Raw genomic sequence first — 15,453 nt, 5'->3', positions numbered from 1 at the left:
AGTCCGCCAACACTGCGAGACCCGCAGGTCGAGATCCGCAGCTCTGCAGGTTTGGCCGCCGGCCGCACTGGCGACGGGGCGGGATTCGGATCCAGGTTGAACTCCCTTATTCTGGCCAACCGCCGATCTGCGCCGTCCGGCCGGCGAAGACCTCATGGACTGACCCTCAGCATCTGCCATTGGCGTGGATCCAACCCCATCGCGACTCCCAGCTCTGCAAGCCTCGCGACAGTCTCCGACCGGATGCCGGCGTCGTGCTCGTACAACTGGGTGCAGAGCATCTCGAACGCAAGGCCGGGCTCGTCGTGGTCGACGTACTCACAGATGTCCTGCACCTCCGACACAGGCAACCCCGGCGCCAGCTCCGGCACCACTCGACGGAGCTTGCCATTCAGCTCATCCCAGTTCATTGGGTCGGCTCCCAACCATGCGTCGTCGCGGTACGACGTACCGCGACACGGACGAAACCATGTGGCGGGACACTTCACCATCACGCACGATCTCGTCTCCCCCCAGCTAGGTGACGTCCGCGAGTCCCTGGGCGTACTGCCTCAGGCTCGACAACAGACGGTCTGAAGCGGGCGAGAGTGGTCGGTCCGGGTCCAGGGCGCATTCGAACTGGCCGCCGGCTGTCATCCACGCCAACACGCCGCCCGACATGCAGGTCGGATTGAACAACTCAGGTGGATCGCAGAACGGGAGACCTTCCGCGCCGACCCATGCCACGGAGCATCCCGCACCAATCCGCGCGGCGAGTGAGTCCCGCACGGCTGCAGTGAAGTACTCACCCGTCGGCCACACGATGATCGGCACATCCCAGGACAGGATCTCCCACGCGTCCCCTCGAAGAAGGAACGCGTCGACGCCTGGCTCGCCGATCCATACCTGTCGTGGAAACGCGGCCGCCTGCCGACGACCGCGACCGGCGAGCCCATAGATCGTGATGCCCGGGACCTCATCGCCGTCAACGACGACGAGTGCGTCCCGAGCCCGAATTGCCGTCACCTGATGCCTTCCACTTGGTTCTGACCCCGTCGTCCATGAGCTCTGGCTACGTGTTGAGAAAGTCTCTCGCGTATCAGTCGTCGCGCGGACGGTCGCCGCGCTCCGGGTCGTCCCGCGTCGCCGGTACGCCCATTCCTCGCCTTCCAGGAGTTCACGTGGCTGATCAGGCGGTACGGCGACAGCGCCGTAGATGAACCGTGCCTCGATCAGCGGGAAGGTGGGACGAACGGCGAATACGTCTGAGGTTGGGAGTGACCAAATCCCACAGGGCGCGCTGAAACGACAGCAGTACTTCGATCCGGGACGCAGTTGGATCCGTCATTTAGTCCCCCGAAGAGTGCAACCCGCGTCGAGATTCATGGTCGATGGCACCGCCAGGTTCGGACAACGGCTCCACGGTGTGCGCATCGATTACTGCGTCATCGGATCGTTTCGTACTCGTCATCATCATCGGTGGCCGCCTATGGCGTCTCTTCGATGTTGATCGCGCCAGCGGCTGTAAGGAGCCAGTGCAGTGCACCGGTTGGTGAGGGCGCACCATCTGTGTCGACGTAGACCACGAGGTGCTGCGGGTCGACTGTTTCAGACCCGAGCCAGTACCACGTCCGGTTCTCTGGCTCGAGCCACCACAACCAGTCGGAGAGTGACCAACGCGCCGACTTGAATCGCCCCGGGTCTGATGGAGGCTCTCAATCCATGGAGGATGAGAGTTATGGCAGCACCGAGGAAGTACGGCGACGAGTTGCGTGAGCGGGCCACTCGGATGGTGGTGGACGCGCGGAAGGACCCGGCGACGAGGGCGGGGGCGATCCCGCGGATCGCGGAGCAGCTCGGTGTGCACCGTGAGACGTTGCGGGGGTGGGTCCGGCAGGCCGAGATCGATGAGGGGACGCGTGCGGGGACCACGACCAGCGACGCGGATCGGATCGCGCAGCTGGAGCGGGAGAACCGTGAGCTTCGGCGGGCCAACGAGATTCTCAAGACGGCGTCGGCTTTTTTCGCGGCGGCGGAGCTCGACCGCAAGATCAAGTAGCCGGCGAAGCAGCCGGTGGAGTAACGCGGGTTCCGGTGGCGGTGCTGGTCGAGTTCATCGACCGGCACCGCGACCGGTTCGGGGTCGAGCCGATCTGTCAGGTCCTGGCGGCTGCTGGGATCAAGATTGCCCCGAGCACCTACTACGCCGCCAAGAGCAGGCCGCCGTCTGCCCGGGCGGTCAGGGACGCCGAACTGGTCTCGGCGATCCGCCAGGTGCACACGGACAACCTGGGTGTCTACGGTGCGCGGAAGGTCCACGCCGAACTGAACCGGCGCGGTATCGAAGTCGCCCGGTGCACCGTCGAGCGGCTGATGCGCGCCGAGGGCCTGCGGGGCATCAGGCGGGACAAGACCCGCAAGACCACGCAGACCGAGAGGGCTGAGACACCGCGGCCGGCCGATCTGGTCGAGCGGCGGTTCGTCGCCGAGGCTCCCAACCAGTTGTGGGTGGCGGACCTGACCTACATCCGCACCCACTCCGGGTGGGTTTACACCGCGTTCGTGATCGACGTGTTCTCCCGCCCGGTGGTGGGCTGGCAGGTCTCGACCAGCCTGCGCACCGACCTGGCCCTGGACGCCCTCGACATGGGACTGTGGGCCCGGCAGCGAGCCGGCCACGACGTCGGCGGGCTGATCCATCACAGCGACCGCGGAGTGCAATACCGCGCTGTCCGCTACACCGAGCGGCTCGCCGAGGCCGACGCCGTCGCGAGCGTCGGCAGCAAGGGCGACAGCTACGACAATGCGATGGCCGAGGCGTTCAACTCGCTGTTCAAGGCCGAGCTCATCCGCAACCCCGTCATCCGTCCGATCGGAGGCTGGAAGAGCGTGGCCGACGTCGAGATCGCCGTCGCCGAGTACGTCGACTGGTTCAACCACCGACGCCTGCACGGCGAGATCGGCCACATCCCACCCGCCGAGTTCGAAGCCAACCACTACAGTGAAATCCCCGCCCTCACAGAGGCCGGAACCACGTAGCCGAGCCTCCACGAAATCCGGGGCGGTTCAACTCATCCGCTGCTACCTGCTCGTCGGGCGACAGGCTCCGCCACCACGTCAACTCAGCCTGCTCCTCCGCCGCAGTCTTCTCCGGCGCACATGCCAAGACGAACCACTCGGGTAGCTCCGCCTGCCAGCCTTTGAGGCCCGGCCACTCATCCGCTCCGTGCTTCAGGATGATCGTCATCATCACCTCACGGCACCGTGCCAGGAGGATCTTGCTGTCAGGCGACTCCGCGGACAACTGGACACCTGCCTCCAGCGCTGCAGTAGGGCCAGCGTGCAGCACACGCCGGAGTTCCTCATCAGGGTTCAACAACCCGGTCTCCCGCTGACATGCTGCATCTCCTCAAGTAGGTGAGGTCCCAAGAAGCGTCTCCCCGCGGGTCAGTCGTCAGGTTCGAATTCGATCAAGTCATCGATCGCACGCCGCAGCCAGGCGTAAAAAGACGGCAGCGTTTCCCGAAGCTCGCGACCGGAATCGTCGAAGTCGTGGATGATCAGCACCTCCCGCGCACCGGCTTGCCAGCAAGCCACGTCATCGTTGTCCTGACGCCGCGCGAAGGGCACCAGCCGGCGCTGGGGATAGCGTGCTGCCAGTCCCCTGTAGCGGGCATGTAGCGAATCGCCCTCGAGAATCCGCCAAGGCTCCAGATCAACCAAGCCAAGCTCGACCACACGGATGAACGACGCAGGGTACGCGAAACCATCCGGGACATCGGACAGGCCGAGGAGATATCCCATGGTCAGTTTCCTTTCCAACCGGTGAACGGCGACCCCAGCGGGTACTGGTTGCGATACTTCGAGCTCTGGTTGTTGATGCGGTTCACAACGGCTCCGCCCCACGTCGTTGGCAATGCGCCTTTACGATCCGCGAACCGTTCGGCGAGATGAGCGGGCAGCACGCTATCAAATTCGTGAACCCGAACATGCACGTTGATACCGCTCAACGCCGCCGAGAGAACCCTGGTGTTGTCGACCGTCGTCAGGTTGCCGTCGCGCATCCGAACGACGTCGATGGGGTCACCGACCCAGCCGTTGGCCCGCATGCTGGCGACGATGTCGCCTGCTCCATTCACCGTGGTCTGACTGAACCGGATTGTGTACGGCGAAACGCTCTGCACCCCGGCAGGAAGCCTGGCGCCGCCACGCGCCAAGGCTGGGAAGCGGCTGGCGACGAGGGCTACGGAGATGTCGGCTGCTAGTTGGGAGCAGTTGCCTTTTAGGACGCAGGCTTGGGAGTCGAGGATGCCGGCTGTGCCGGCGGAGAGGACTCCGGTGGCGGAGGAGAGTTGGAGGAGGATGGGGACTGCGGGGGCGCAGGGGCGGGCGAGGGTGCAGATTACGGCGCCTGCCAGGGCTCCGGTGGAGATGTAGGCGGAGATGTGGGAGACGTCGGTGAGGGTGCCCTCGATGCCGTTCAGGCCTTGGAGGTCTGTGGATTTTAGGGGGTTGCCCGTCGTGTAGGCGTAGGGGTTGGTGGAGCCGGCCTGGTCTGGGGTCAGGAAGGTGCCGGTGTTCGGGTTGTATTCGCGTTGGCCTAGTAGGTAGTTGCCGTTCGGGAGGTGGAGGCCTCCGATGTAGCCGGGGGTTGTGGTTGAAGTTCCAGGGCCGGCTCGGGTTTGGCCGTAGGGCTCGTAGTCGTGGTGGGTCGGCTTGGTGGGGGTTGTGGTGAGGATGGAGCCGTTCGGGTTTGTGGTGAGCGGCGTGAGGGCTGTAGGGGTTTGTTGGGCTAGGAGGCCGGCGCCGTAGAGGTAGCGGGTGGTGGGGGCTTCGCCTGTGGTGCTGAGGATTTGGGGTGAGAGGGGGTCCCAGAGGTAGCGCGTGGATTGCTTGCCTGTGGTGGAGGTGGCTCGGCGGCCGTCGCCGGTGTGGGTGTAGGTCGTGGTGGTGCCGGCGGTGGTTGAGGTGCGGGGTTTGCCGGCGGCGGACCAGGTGTACGTCGTTGTGCCGTCGCCAGTGAGGTTGCCGTCTGGGTCGTAGGTGTAGGCGCGGGTGGTTGGTGGGGTGCGGGGGTAGGTGGCGGGGGCCGTGATGGAGGCCAGCAGCTCGTTGCCGGCGCCGTAGAGGGACCAGGTGCTGCCGGTGGGGCGCTGCTCCCAGGTGCGGTTGTTGTTGGCGTCGTAGGCGTAGCGGATGTAGTCGCGCGCTTCGTCCGTGCAGGTGTCGACGCCGTAGCACGTCCCGGTGAGGCGGTTCAGGGGGTCGTAGGTGTACGACGACTTGCCAGCGGCGGAGTCGTCAGAGCGCGTGACGTTGTCGGCGGTGTCGTACGTCGAGGTGATCGTGCGGAGCGGGCGGCCGTTCTGGGTGATGGACATCGAGGTCGCGCGGCCGCGGAGATCGAATCGCTCGGTCTTGACCAGTCCGCCGGGCTGCGTTGTCGTGATCGTGCCGCGGGACAGGTCGTAGCGGTAGGAGGCCAGCGGCTTGCCGTCGGCCATGGCGGAGGACAGTCGGTTGACGGCGTCCCAGGTGTACGACTCCGTCCGGCCCGCGGCGGTCCGGCCGGTGAGGTTGCCGACTGCGTCCCAGCGGTAGGTGACGGTGCCGCCGGTTGAGATCAACTGGTCGAAGGAGTCGTAGCCGAAACGGGTGGCGCCCAGCTCGTCGGTCATCGACGTACGGCGGCCGGCGGCGTCCCAGGTGTAGCTCACGGCCGGCGTCTTGTCGGAGTAGGTGATCCGCAGCGGCGCACCACGCGCATCCAGTACGAACGACGCGGTCTTCCCCGACGGCAGCGTCGTGCGCACAAGACGGCCGGACTTGTCGTACGAGAACTTCCAGGTGCGGCCGCCGTACGTCGTGGAGGTCGTGCGCCCGGCGCCGTCATAGACGAAGGTCTGCTCGCGGCCGCTCGCGTCGACGGTCTTCGTGACCCGGCCGGAGCCGTCGTACGTCGTGGTGGCCTCGGGCAACGACGGTCTCGTGACGCCGACCACGGCGCCGGTCTCGTCGTACCGCAGCCGGGTGACGCCGCCGCGCGAGTCGACCAGTGTCGACACGCGGCCCTGGGCGTCGTACGTCTGCCGCGTGGACACGTCGAGCGCACCGCGTTGCTCGAGTGGCTGGTCGTCGTCGTTGTACGTGGCCGTGCTGACCGCACCACGCGGAGACGTCACCTTGACCGGTCGGCCCCACCCGTCGTACTCGATCCGCGTGACCTGCCGCAGCGGATCCGTGACGCGCACCAGATCGCCGTCGACGGAGTACGCGTACTGCGTGACACGACCGAGCGGATCGCGCGACGCCGTGACCAGACCACGCGCGTCGTAGCTGACAGACGAGGAGCGACCGAAGTACGACGTACCAGTCAGGTTGCCGCGGGCGTCATAGCTGTACGTCGTTCGCCGCCCGAGCGGATCCACTGTGGCGACAACATCGTTCCGCGCGTTGTACGACCGTCGGCTCACCGCTCCCAGCGCGTCCGTCGACGCGACGACCCGCCCGAATGCGTCATACTCGTGCCGCGCGCCATGCCCCAGCGTGTCGAAGACGCGGATGAGGTTGCCGTCGGCATCGTAATGGAACGTCGCCGTGGTGCCGGTCGGATCCGTCTGCCGGATCAGCCAGCCCCGCTCGTACTCGTTGAGCCACTTCCCGCCGGTCGGATCGGTCATCGTCGACGTCCCGCGAATGCCCTCGGTCTGCCACGACCAGGTGGATCGACCACCCTTGCCGTCCGTCTGCGCGACGACCCGCCCGCTCTCGTCGTACTCCGTGACGTACGACGGCACCGCCGCGTCGCCCACGGTCTCCGACCGGAGCCGCCCGTCGGCGTACTCGTACCGCGTCCGGATCCCACCTGGCGACGTCACGCCGGTCAGCCGCCCGTCCGAGTACTCGTACCGCACGGTCCGCGGCGCGACGCCAGGCCCCGACAACCGCGCCGACACGACCTGCCCCTCGCCGTCGTAGTCGTAGGACAGCGACCGCCGACCGTTGGTGACCGTGCGGACCCGTCCCTCGACCCGCTCGATCGTCACACCCTGACCATTTCGGTCCCGGATCGCCTGCAACTCGCCGGCAGCGGAGAACAGCATTCGCACTTGATCGACGCTCGTCAGTACATAGGTCGAGCCCGCCCGTGCGAGCGTGAACCTCGCGGCCCCTGGCTCCACGGCAAACGCAGTGCCCTTCCGCAGGAACCCGATCTCCCGTCCGTCTGACGCGTGATACCGCGCACCGGTCGGCGACAGCTCCAGACGATCGGAGTACGACAACCGCCAGCCGGCCCCGAGCGGACCAGTGGATTCGTCGTTCGAGTTGTAGGTCCGCGTCACCGTGAGCGGGACGCCGACAGCCGTCACCGAGGCGTCCGTGGCGACGGCGGTCAAAGCGCCGGTCAGCGAGTTGACCGGGTCGGACTGCATCGCGAAAGGCCCGAAGAATGCCCGGGCCTGTTTGTCCGGCAGCGCGAAGCCGGGCGCGCCGGCGTAGATCATCACCGAAGCCCCGGCCGAGCCCTTGCCGTTCGTCAGGGTGACGGACAGCAGATTCGGCGAGCCGACGAACTTGCAGTCGAGCGGCACCGAGACCGACCAGCTCAGCGACTGGGTCCGCGCCGGCTTCGGCTTCGGCACGTTCTCACATGGCCAGTGGCCGATCTGCCACGTGCGGGCGTCCGTGATGCGCAGGTAGCACAAATCGATCGGCGGATTGAACGTGCGAGCTTGGAACGTCAGGGTGACGCCGGTCCCGGCGTGCGCCATGCCGCCGTCGTTGGCGATCTCCGTGCCGGTGCTCAACGCCACGCCGTCGGCGGAGACGGACATGTCCGCGTGCAGGCACGAGTACGCGTCCGGCGGCGCCGCCTCCGCGACCGGTGTGAGCGGCACCAGCAGGAGGACAGCCAGGACGAGCGCGAGAAGCCGGTGCCGCACGGCCGCCTCCGTTCAGTCGTGGGGTGGTGACAGAGAGTTTACGGAGTTGGGTGCGGTCGCGGGTCGGATGATTACGGGTTGTGGATAACGGGCAGTGACCCTGGCGTGCAGGTCGGGCGGGAGTCGCTACGATCTGCGGAAACAGTGTGAGGAACGTTCGAATGATGGTCCGCCCGCTGGCGGGTATGCCACCACGAGTGTGAGGGTGTGGCTCATGAACATCGGTACCCGGAAGATCGTCGTCGACGAGGCGATCGCGCAGTTGCGGCTGTACGCCGAGACCAACGGCGCCGTGCTGCAGTACTACGACGGGCTGCCGGGGATGACCACCGTCGGCGGCTCCGACCCGAACCGGATCACGCTCGAGGACCTGGCCCGGACGATGGTGATCGGCTCCGACCTGCGCGCCAACGACATCCCGTGGCTGCTCGAGGTGGACGCCGAGAAGGCGCTCGCGGCGATCCCGGTCGACGCGCGCCTCGAGGACGCCGAGCCGGGCAGCGAGCTGTTCGAGTCGGCGATGGTGCTGGACGAGAAGTTCACCGGGCACCGCGGGTTCGGGCACGCGAAGAAGTCCAAGCTGCTGCACCTCAAGCGGCCGTACCTCTACCCCGTCACCGACAGCTTCATCCGGATGACCTACGGCAGCGCGTCGGCCGGCGCCGAGTTCCTCAAGGCCGTCCGCGACGACCTGGTGAACCCGGCCAACGTCCGCGACTTCAAGCTGCTGCAGGTCCGGCTGATCGCGGAGCCGGCGACGTCCGCCGCCCGCCTGCTCGGCGAGGTGCCCACGCTCCGGCTCCTCGACATCCTCGCCTCCCTGCTGGGCGAGGCCAAGTAGCCAGAGACCAAACAGTCACAAGACCCCGAGCCGCGCCAACGGCTCGACCAGTTCACGCTCCTCGTACGACAGGTGCGACAACAGCGTGTCGTCCAGCAGGTCGACGGCAGCCCGCAAGCCGTCGATGCTTCCTGATCCGTCAACCAGCGCGACCAGCGCCTTGTCGACGCCTTCGAGCACGTCGTGGATGATCTTGTGCTCCTCCTGCAACCGGTCCACCACCGGCACCAGAGCAGGATCCGCCCGGCGCAGATGCGGGAACAGCGACGCGTCCTCCAGCGAGTGATGCGTCGTGACCAGCCGGCAGTACGACTCGCAGTACGTCCCCAGGGTCCAGTTGTTCTGCCGCATGGTCATCGTGTTGATGTGCGACCGCGCCGCACCCACCCCGAGCGTCCCGGCGGCGACCTGCTCCACCAGGTCACGCACCTGCTCCAGCTCAGCACGCAGGTGATCGTGTACGTCGATCAGGTGCTGACCGGACTGCAGCTGGTACGGCGTATAGGTCCGCCCCGGGTCCGGCACCGGACCGGTCGGCCGCTCCGCCTCGTCCAGCAGCTGTACTGCGCTACGCCGCACAGCAGGAGGCGGTGTAGGTACGACGGTGAAGCCACCCGCAGGACGCCCGGCAGCAGCACCACCAGCAGCACCACCAGCAGCAGCAACACGCCCACCCGCGCGCGCCACGGACACAGCCTCACGCACCCCCGCAGCCACCTCAGCAAACCGCCGGATGTCGTCAGGGTTGTCGGAGGCAAGGATGTAGGTGCTCATCCCCTCCCCCAACGTCAGCTCGGTCAGCTGGTCGATCCACAGCTCCTCAGGCCCCTGCAGGAACCCACCGCCGCCGCTGAACCGACCGCCGACGTTGTACAGCCGCCGGATCTCCGCAGGGTCCCGCCCGGCCTCCACAGCCGCCTCGTCGATCACCTTGTTCATGGCGGCGAGCTGGTCCGGACCGGCGTACCCGCTGCTCGGCAGCCATCCGTCCGCGAGGCGTCCGGTCAGAGCGAGCATCCGCGGCTTGTAAGCACCCAGCCATATCGACACGTCGTGCGCCGGCGCCGGACCGCGCTTCGCACCGGACACCGTGTAGTGCTTGCCGGGCAGCCGGATGCCGCCGCCTTCAGGCGTCCAGACCTCGCGCATGATCGCGATGGCCTCCTCCAGCGCGGTGATGCTCTGCCCGGTCGTCAGCCGGGGCCCGGCGTTGGCGGCGACCGCCTCGAGGAAGCCGCCGGCGCCCAGACCGAGCTCCACCCGCCCGCCGGTGATGAGGTCGAGCGTGGCCACACTGCGTGCGAGGACCACGGGGTGCCGCAGCGGGAGGTTGGCGACGTTGGTCGTCAGCTTCACGCGCTGGGTCTGGGCGGCGACCACGGACAAGAGCGTCCACGCGTCCAGCAACCGCGGCTGGTACGGATGGTCCTGGAAGCTCACCAGGTCGAGACCGACCTGCTCGGTCAGCTGGGCCAGCGCGATCACGCGGTCCGGGGCGTCGACCGCCGGGGTCAGGAACGTGCCGAAGACCAACTCGTGGCCGTAGTCCATGGTTCACCTTCACCTGTCGAAGTGGGCTCACCGCACAAATTACTTGGCCAAACAGATAATCTCAACCACAGAACATCTAGTCACGGATCAGCGAGAACGCCTCGCCCAGGCTGAGGGCCGTTCCCCGCGTGTAGGCGTCCTCGTAGTCCGCAGGCGACAACGCTGACCTCGCCGCCGTCACCGCCCGGTCGAGATCCTCAGCCTCCGTGGCGGCCATCAGATAGTTCTCGGTCGCCCGCGTCGCCGCACAACTCCCGAGGAGCGTCGCCGCGAGCCTCTTGTCCGGGTGGCACCCGGCGATCCCCTCCAGGGACCAGCACATCCCGCGCAGCGACTCGAACTCCTCGGACACCCGGAACGACTCCGCGTGCAGCTTCAGCGCCTCCTCCGAACGGCCCTGCAGCTCCCTGACGAACCCGAGCTCGACCAGCACGATCGACAGGTAGAGGACCGCCTCCTTCTGCTGGCGGGCCGTGTCGATCAGCGCCTGCAACCGCTCGGCAGCCTCGTCCAGAGCACCGGTACGACGCGCCGCGAAGCCGAGCACGAGCTCCGCCAGGGCCTGGATCGACCGTTGCCCCTGCTCGGTGGCCAGTCGCAGCGCGCGCTCACCGTACCTCCGCGCGGACTCGTACTGGCCTTGCCGGATCGCGGTCCAGCCGAGCATGCCCAGCCCGCTCGCGACCTCCGGCCACAGCCCGAGTTCCTCCGCCGCCTCGACGCCTTCGAGGTGCAGCCGCTCCGCCTCCCCGAACTCACCGACGAGCTCCGCGTGCGCCCCGAACCACCCCGTCGCCTGCAGTACGCCCCAGCGGTCTCCCAGGGCACGGAAGATCGCGATGCTCCGGGACGCGTCGTCGTACAACGCCGACAGGTCCGCCCGCACATGCGCATGCTTCGCCCGGGCCGCCAGCACCGCGGCCACGCCCCACTGGTTGCCCTCGGCCTCGAAGCCCTTCAGCGCCTGTTCCAGCAGCGACAGGCACGTCGAGAGCTCGCCGACATCGCTGGCAGCGTTGGCGATCCACCACTGCCCCATGGCGTCCGCCTCGTCGACCCAGCGGTCCCGCTCGGCCGGAGCACCAGGGTGGCCGAGCAGGTACAAGTAGCCGGCCCGCCACGCACCAGCCCGCGCAGACCCCGGCACAGCTTCCAGGGACCGCAGCGCCTCGGCATAGCGGCCGCGCAGGAACCAGTACCAAGCCAGCGCATCCACAAGCCGTTCGGCGAGCTCCACCTGCCCAGTAGCGACAGCACGGTCCAGCGCGGTCCGGAAGTTGGCAGAGTCCTCGTCGAGCAACTGCAACCAACGGCTCTGCTCCCCACCGAACAGCCCCGGCCGGGCCTCCTCAGCCAGCGACACGTAGTACGCCATGTGCCGTTGACGGGTCGACTCCAGCTCGTCCGCCGCCCGCAGCTTGTCCACGCAGTACGCCGCCACCGACTCGAGCAGCCGGAACCGGCCCTCCATAGGTACGACGAGCGACCGGTCGACGAGGCGCACCAGCACATCCAGTACGTCGTCCGCGCCGCAAACAGCCGCCGCCGCTTCCGCAGTACAGCCGTCCGCATGTACTGCGAGACGCCGCAGCACAGTCTGCTCCTCGTCGGAGAGCAGCTCCCAGCTCCAGTCGATCATCGCGTGCAACGTCTGCTGACGTGGTGCGGCACCGCGATGACCTGTGGCCAGCAATCGGAAGCGGTCGTCCAGCCGCGCTACGAGCCCACGTACTCCCAGCGCTCGCACCCGCGTCGCCGCAAGCTCCAGCGCGAGCGGAATCCCGTCCAGCCGCCGGCACAACACGGCAACGTCAGCCACGGTCTCCTCGGTCAGGGCGAACCCCCGCGACGCCGCGGCCGCTCGGTTGACGAACAGCTGCGCCGCACTGCACTCCGCGACCTCCTCCACACCACCCGACAGCGGAGGGACGGACAGCGGCGGCACACTCCAGACGACTTCGCCGGCCAGGCCCAGCGGCTCACGGCTGGTCGCCAGCACGCGCAGACCTGGCGCGGCCGCCAGCAGCCGGTCTGTGAGCGCCGCGACCTCCTCGACGATCTGCTCGCAGTTGTCCAGCACGAGCAGCCGGGAGCCCATCACGGCTGCCAGCCGATCGGCAACAGGCGAGTCGTCGGTGTCACGCAGGTCGAGTGCTGTCTGCACAGCGTCAGTGAGCGCGTCGGCGACAGACAGCGCATCAGGCGTGATGGCCGCAAACTCGACCAGGACGACCCCGTCAGCAAACCGGTCCGCCGCCGCAGCAGCCGAGGCCAGCGCGAGACGGGTTTTGCCGACACCGCCCGGCCCAGTGAGGGTCACCAGCCGGGAGGTGCCCAGCGCCGAGCCGATGTCAGCCAATGCATCAGACCGTCCGATCAGCTCAGTCACAGCAGCAGGCAGGTTGCTCCGCGCGTGCGGCAGCTCCTGCGCCAGGATCGACTGCTGCAGCGCGACCAGCTCCGGACTGGGATCCAGCCCCAGCTCCTCCAGCAGCAGCTCCCGCAGCTGCTCGTAGCTCTCCAGAGCCTCGGACTGCCGACCAGCCCGGTACAGGGCCCGCATGTGCGCGGCTCGCAAGCCCTCACGCAGCGGGTGCTCCTTGACCAGAGCAGCGAGATCGACCACCGGCAGCTCTGCCCGCTCGAGTGCCGTCAGGCGCAGGTCAGTCAGCCGCGCCACTGCCGTCTCGGCAAACGCATCGTCCGCAAAATCGGCGTACGCCGGACCGCGCCACAGTGCCAGCGCCTTGTCAACAGCACCGGCGCCCAGCAGCTCGTCGAAGCGGAGCGCGTCGTAGTTGGAGCTGTCGACAGCGATCGAGTACCCGGCCGGTCCGGACCGCACCAGGGCCCGGCTGCCGGGCTCAGCATCCTCGAAGGCACGCCGCAACTGGGACACCTTGGCGGACAGCGTGCCGGCCGGGTTCCCGGGCAGCTCCGAGCCCCACAGGTCGTCGATCAGCCGGTCCGCCGGCACCGGCCTGCCCTCGTGAACGAGCAGGTCGGCGAGCAGGGCCCGCACCTTGAGCCCCTGGACGACCACAGGTGTCCCCGCGTCCGTCCACGCCGTCACCGGCCCCAACACCCCGAAGCGCATGACCGCACCTTATTCCGGTCCGGCCGCGCGGCACCGGAAAGAAACCGTAAACGCCCTTTGACAGAGTCTGGGTCAGACGGAAGGGAGGCAGCAGATGCGACTGGCAGTGATCATCGGAAGCACCCGGCGTGGCCGGTTCGGACCTACCGTGGCCAACTGGCTCGCAGAGCAGGCAGCCAAGCAGTTCGAGGTCGATCTGGTCGACCTGGCGGCTGCGAGACTGCCGGTCACCCTGCCCGACACCGACGACGAGACACCGCGGGAGGTCGCAGAGCTCAGCACCAGGCTGACCGCCGCGGACGCGTTCGCCGTGGTCACCCCGGAGATCAACTGCAGCTTCCCGGCACCGCTGAAGACCGCACTGGACTGGTACTACGAGGAGTGGCACGCCAAGCCGGTCGCGATCGTCAGCTACGGCCGGGAGGGCGGCGGCTGCCTCGCCACCGCCCAGCTGCGCCAGGTCTTCACCGAACTCCAGGCCGTCACCATCCGCAACACCGTCGCACTGCCCTGCTACTGGGAGCAGTTCACCGCCGACGGCGGCTGGCCCAAGCCGTCGGCAGGCTACGAGGCAGCAGCCAAGCTCATGCTCGACCAGCTCGTCTGGTGGGCCGCAGCACTCCAGGACGCCCGCGAGCGGCGCCCGTACCAACCGTGAGAGAGGAAAGCACCATGAGGAAGCTGATCGAATCCACCTTCGTCACCCTGAACGGCGTCATCGAGGACCCGCAGGTCTGGAGCCCGCCGTACTGGGACGACGAGCACGCCGGCTACTCGCAGAGCCTGATGGAGGGCGTCGACGCGCAGGTGCTCGGCCGGGTCACCTACGAGAGCTTCGCCGAGGCGTGGTCGGCGCGCAGCGGGGACCCGTTCACCGACAACTTCAACGCGATGCCGAAGTACGTCGCCTCGCGCACCGTCACCGAGTGGACGTGGAACGCGCAGCCGCTGGAGGGCGACGCCGCCGACGCGGTCCGCCGGCTCAAGGAGTCCGAGGGCGGCGACCTGATCAAGTTCGGCACCGGGTCGTTCTCGAAGACCCTGCTGGAGAACAAGCTCGTCGACGAGTACCACTTCTGGGTCTTCCCGGTGGTTGCCGAGGGCGTCAACATGTTCCACGGCACCGGCATCGACCCCACCCACCTCGAGCTGCTCGGTACGACGACGTTCAAGTCCGGCATCGTCGTCCACAAGCTCGGCCCGAAGTCCTAGGGCAGCTGATGACCGAGCTCAACCCGGAACGCGCCCGGCAGGCGATCCTCGAGCACACGCGGCGGCTGGCGGAGTCAGCCGCCGCGGCGGGGCCCGGCGCCGCCGTACCGACGGCCCCGGAGTGGACCGTCACCGAACTGGTCGAGCACGTGGGCCAGACCCAGAACTGGGTCGCCGAGATCATCGAGCGGCGCATCACCGACCCCACCCAGCTGCCCACGGAGTACGCCGCACTCCCCACCGACCCCCGCGATTGGCAGGCGTGGCTGTCCGAGTCCGCGCAGCGGGTCGCGAGCGCTTGCTCCGACGACGCGCTCGACGCGCCGGTGTTCAACGCCGCGGGCGACGAGCGGTCCGGGACAGAGTTCTGGCTGTCGAGTTCCGTCAACGAGGCCGTCGTCCACGGCTTCGACGCAGCCGGCGCGGCGGGCCGACCGGCCGAGGTCGAGCCGGACGTCGCCGCGGCGCTGATCAGCAATCACCTCGCGATGCTCACCTCCCCGACCTGGGAGATGCTGCGACCCGAGTCCGCCCACGCCGTCCGCGGCACCGGCCAGACCCTGCAGTGGCTGGCCACCGACGCGGGCACCTGGTTGGTCGAGCGGCGACCCGACGGAGCAGCGTGGCGGACCGGAACCGGGCAGGCGGGGACCGAGCAGGCCGGAGCCGATCAGGCCGATGTGACGGTGAGCGGCCCGGCAGGATCACTGCTGCAGGTCCTGACCCGACGGCTCCCGCTCGACGGCGCCGCCGGTATCCAGGTCGAGGGCGACGTCGACCTCGCCAAGCACTGGCTCGACAACACCGCCCACATCGCCGACTGACCGGCA

Annotated in this window: 11 protein-coding genes; 5 read left to right on the top strand and 6 right to left on the bottom strand. The window is 68.0% G+C overall.

The window, feature by feature from the left end; translation table 11 throughout:
- Positions 1-152: 152 nt before the first annotated feature.
- Entirely contained in the window at positions 153-410 is a 258-nt protein-coding gene (locus tag ABN611_RS26120) for a MafI family immunity protein (RefSeq protein ID WP_350274872.1), read from the bottom strand.
- A gap of 106 nt (positions 411-516) precedes the next feature.
- Complete coding sequence (locus tag ABN611_RS26115; RefSeq protein WP_350274871.1) at positions 517-1,005, bottom strand: hypothetical protein; 489 nt, start codon at positions 1,003-1,005, stop codon at positions 517-519.
- Between the two features lie 712 nt (positions 1,006-1,717).
- Here ABN611_RS26115 and ABN611_RS26110 point away from each other — a divergent pair.
- A protein-coding gene (locus ABN611_RS26110) for an IS3 family transposase (protein ID WP_350274870.1) occupies positions 1,718-3,018 on the top strand; the annotation gives its coding sequence in 2 pieces (ribosomal slippage) (positions 1,718-1,997 and positions 1,997-3,018; 1,302 coding nt in all).
- Positions 3,019-3,426: 408 nt separating this feature from the next.
- Here the strand turns inward: ABN611_RS26110 and ABN611_RS26105 are convergent.
- Positions 3,427-3,783 (bottom strand): hypothetical protein, encoded by a 357-nt coding sequence (locus tag ABN611_RS26105; protein WP_350274869.1) that lies wholly within the window; start codon positions 3,781-3,783, stop codon positions 3,427-3,429.
- 2 nt (positions 3,784-3,785) lie between these two features.
- Positions 3,786-7,922, bottom strand: coding sequence for a DUF6531 domain-containing protein (locus ABN611_RS26100; RefSeq protein ID WP_350274868.1), 4,137 nt, complete (start codon positions 7,920-7,922; stop codon positions 3,786-3,788).
- Positions 7,923-8,136: 214 nt separating this feature from the next.
- On the opposite strand from ABN611_RS26100, the gene ABN611_RS26095 reads away from it, so the two are divergent.
- On the top strand, positions 8,137-8,763 hold the full coding sequence (locus ABN611_RS26095; protein ID WP_350274867.1) for a DUF6308 family protein: 627 nt from the start codon (positions 8,137-8,139) through the stop codon (positions 8,761-8,763).
- Between the two features lie 15 nt (positions 8,764-8,778).
- Here ABN611_RS26095 and ABN611_RS26090 read toward each other — a convergent pair whose 3' ends face one another.
- Both ABN611_RS26090 and ABN611_RS26085 read right to left on the bottom strand, forming a co-directional pair.
- Positions 8,779-10,314 (bottom strand): LLM class flavin-dependent oxidoreductase, encoded by a 1,536-nt coding sequence (locus ABN611_RS26090; protein ID WP_350274866.1) that lies wholly within the window; start codon positions 10,312-10,314, stop codon positions 8,779-8,781.
- Between the two features lie 76 nt (positions 10,315-10,390).
- The gene (locus tag ABN611_RS26085) at positions 10,391-13,411 is read right to left on the bottom strand and encodes a BTAD domain-containing putative transcriptional regulator (RefSeq protein WP_350274865.1); all 3,021 of its coding nucleotides are present in this window, start codon (positions 13,409-13,411) and stop codon (positions 10,391-10,393) included.
- A gap of 94 nt (positions 13,412-13,505) precedes the next feature.
- On the opposite strand from ABN611_RS26085, the gene ABN611_RS26080 reads away from it, so the two are divergent.
- From ABN611_RS26080 to ABN611_RS26070, 3 genes are read left to right on the top strand one after another with little or no spacing between them, the layout of a single operon-like run.
- The gene (locus ABN611_RS26080; protein ID WP_350274864.1) at positions 13,506-14,069 is read left to right on the top strand and encodes an NAD(P)H-dependent oxidoreductase; all 564 of its coding nucleotides are present in this window, start codon (positions 13,506-13,508) and stop codon (positions 14,067-14,069) included.
- Between the two features lie 14 nt (positions 14,070-14,083).
- Positions 14,084-14,623, top strand: a complete 540-nt coding sequence (locus tag ABN611_RS26075; RefSeq protein ID WP_350274863.1) for a dihydrofolate reductase family protein — start codon at positions 14,084-14,086, stop codon at positions 14,621-14,623.
- 8 nt (positions 14,624-14,631) lie between these two features.
- Positions 14,632-15,447, top strand: coding sequence for a maleylpyruvate isomerase family mycothiol-dependent enzyme (locus ABN611_RS26070; RefSeq protein WP_350274862.1), 816 nt, complete (start codon positions 14,632-14,634; stop codon positions 15,445-15,447).
- Positions 15,448-15,453: the final 6 nt, after the last annotated feature.

The sequence above is a fragment of the Kribbella sp. HUAS MG21 genome (assembly GCF_040254265.1).
Taxonomy (GTDB): Bacteria; Actinomycetota; Actinomycetes; order Propionibacteriales; family Kribbellaceae; genus Kribbella.
This window is presented reverse-complemented; position numbering and strand designations above follow the sequence as displayed.

What these genes read in the sequence shown, in the direction of transcription:
- ABN611_RS26120 (WP_350274872.1), bottom strand. Translation starts at nt 410, where the DNA reads ATGAACTGGGATGAGCTGAATGGCAAGCTCCGTCGAGTGGTGCCGGAG.
- ABN611_RS26105 (WP_350274869.1), bottom strand. Translation starts at nt 3,783, where the DNA reads ATGGGATATCTCCTCGGCCTGTCCGATGTCCCGGATGGTTTCGCGTAC.
- ABN611_RS26095 (WP_350274867.1), top strand. Translation starts at nt 8,137, where the DNA reads ATGAACATCGGTACCCGGAAGATCGTCGTCGACGAGGCGATCGCGCAG.
- ABN611_RS26090 (WP_350274866.1), bottom strand. Translation starts at nt 10,314, where the DNA reads ATGGACTACGGCCACGAGTTGGTCTTCGGCACGTTCCTGACCCCGGCG.
- ABN611_RS26085 (WP_350274865.1), bottom strand. Translation starts at nt 13,411, where the DNA reads ATGCGCTTCGGGGTGTTGGGGCCGGTGACGGCGTGGACGGACGCGGGG.
- ABN611_RS26080 (WP_350274864.1), top strand. Translation starts at nt 13,506, where the DNA reads ATGCGACTGGCAGTGATCATCGGAAGCACCCGGCGTGGCCGGTTCGGA.
- ABN611_RS26075 (WP_350274863.1), top strand. Translation starts at nt 14,084, where the DNA reads ATGAGGAAGCTGATCGAATCCACCTTCGTCACCCTGAACGGCGTCATC.
- ABN611_RS26070 (WP_350274862.1), top strand. Translation starts at nt 14,632, where the DNA reads ATGACCGAGCTCAACCCGGAACGCGCCCGGCAGGCGATCCTCGAGCAC.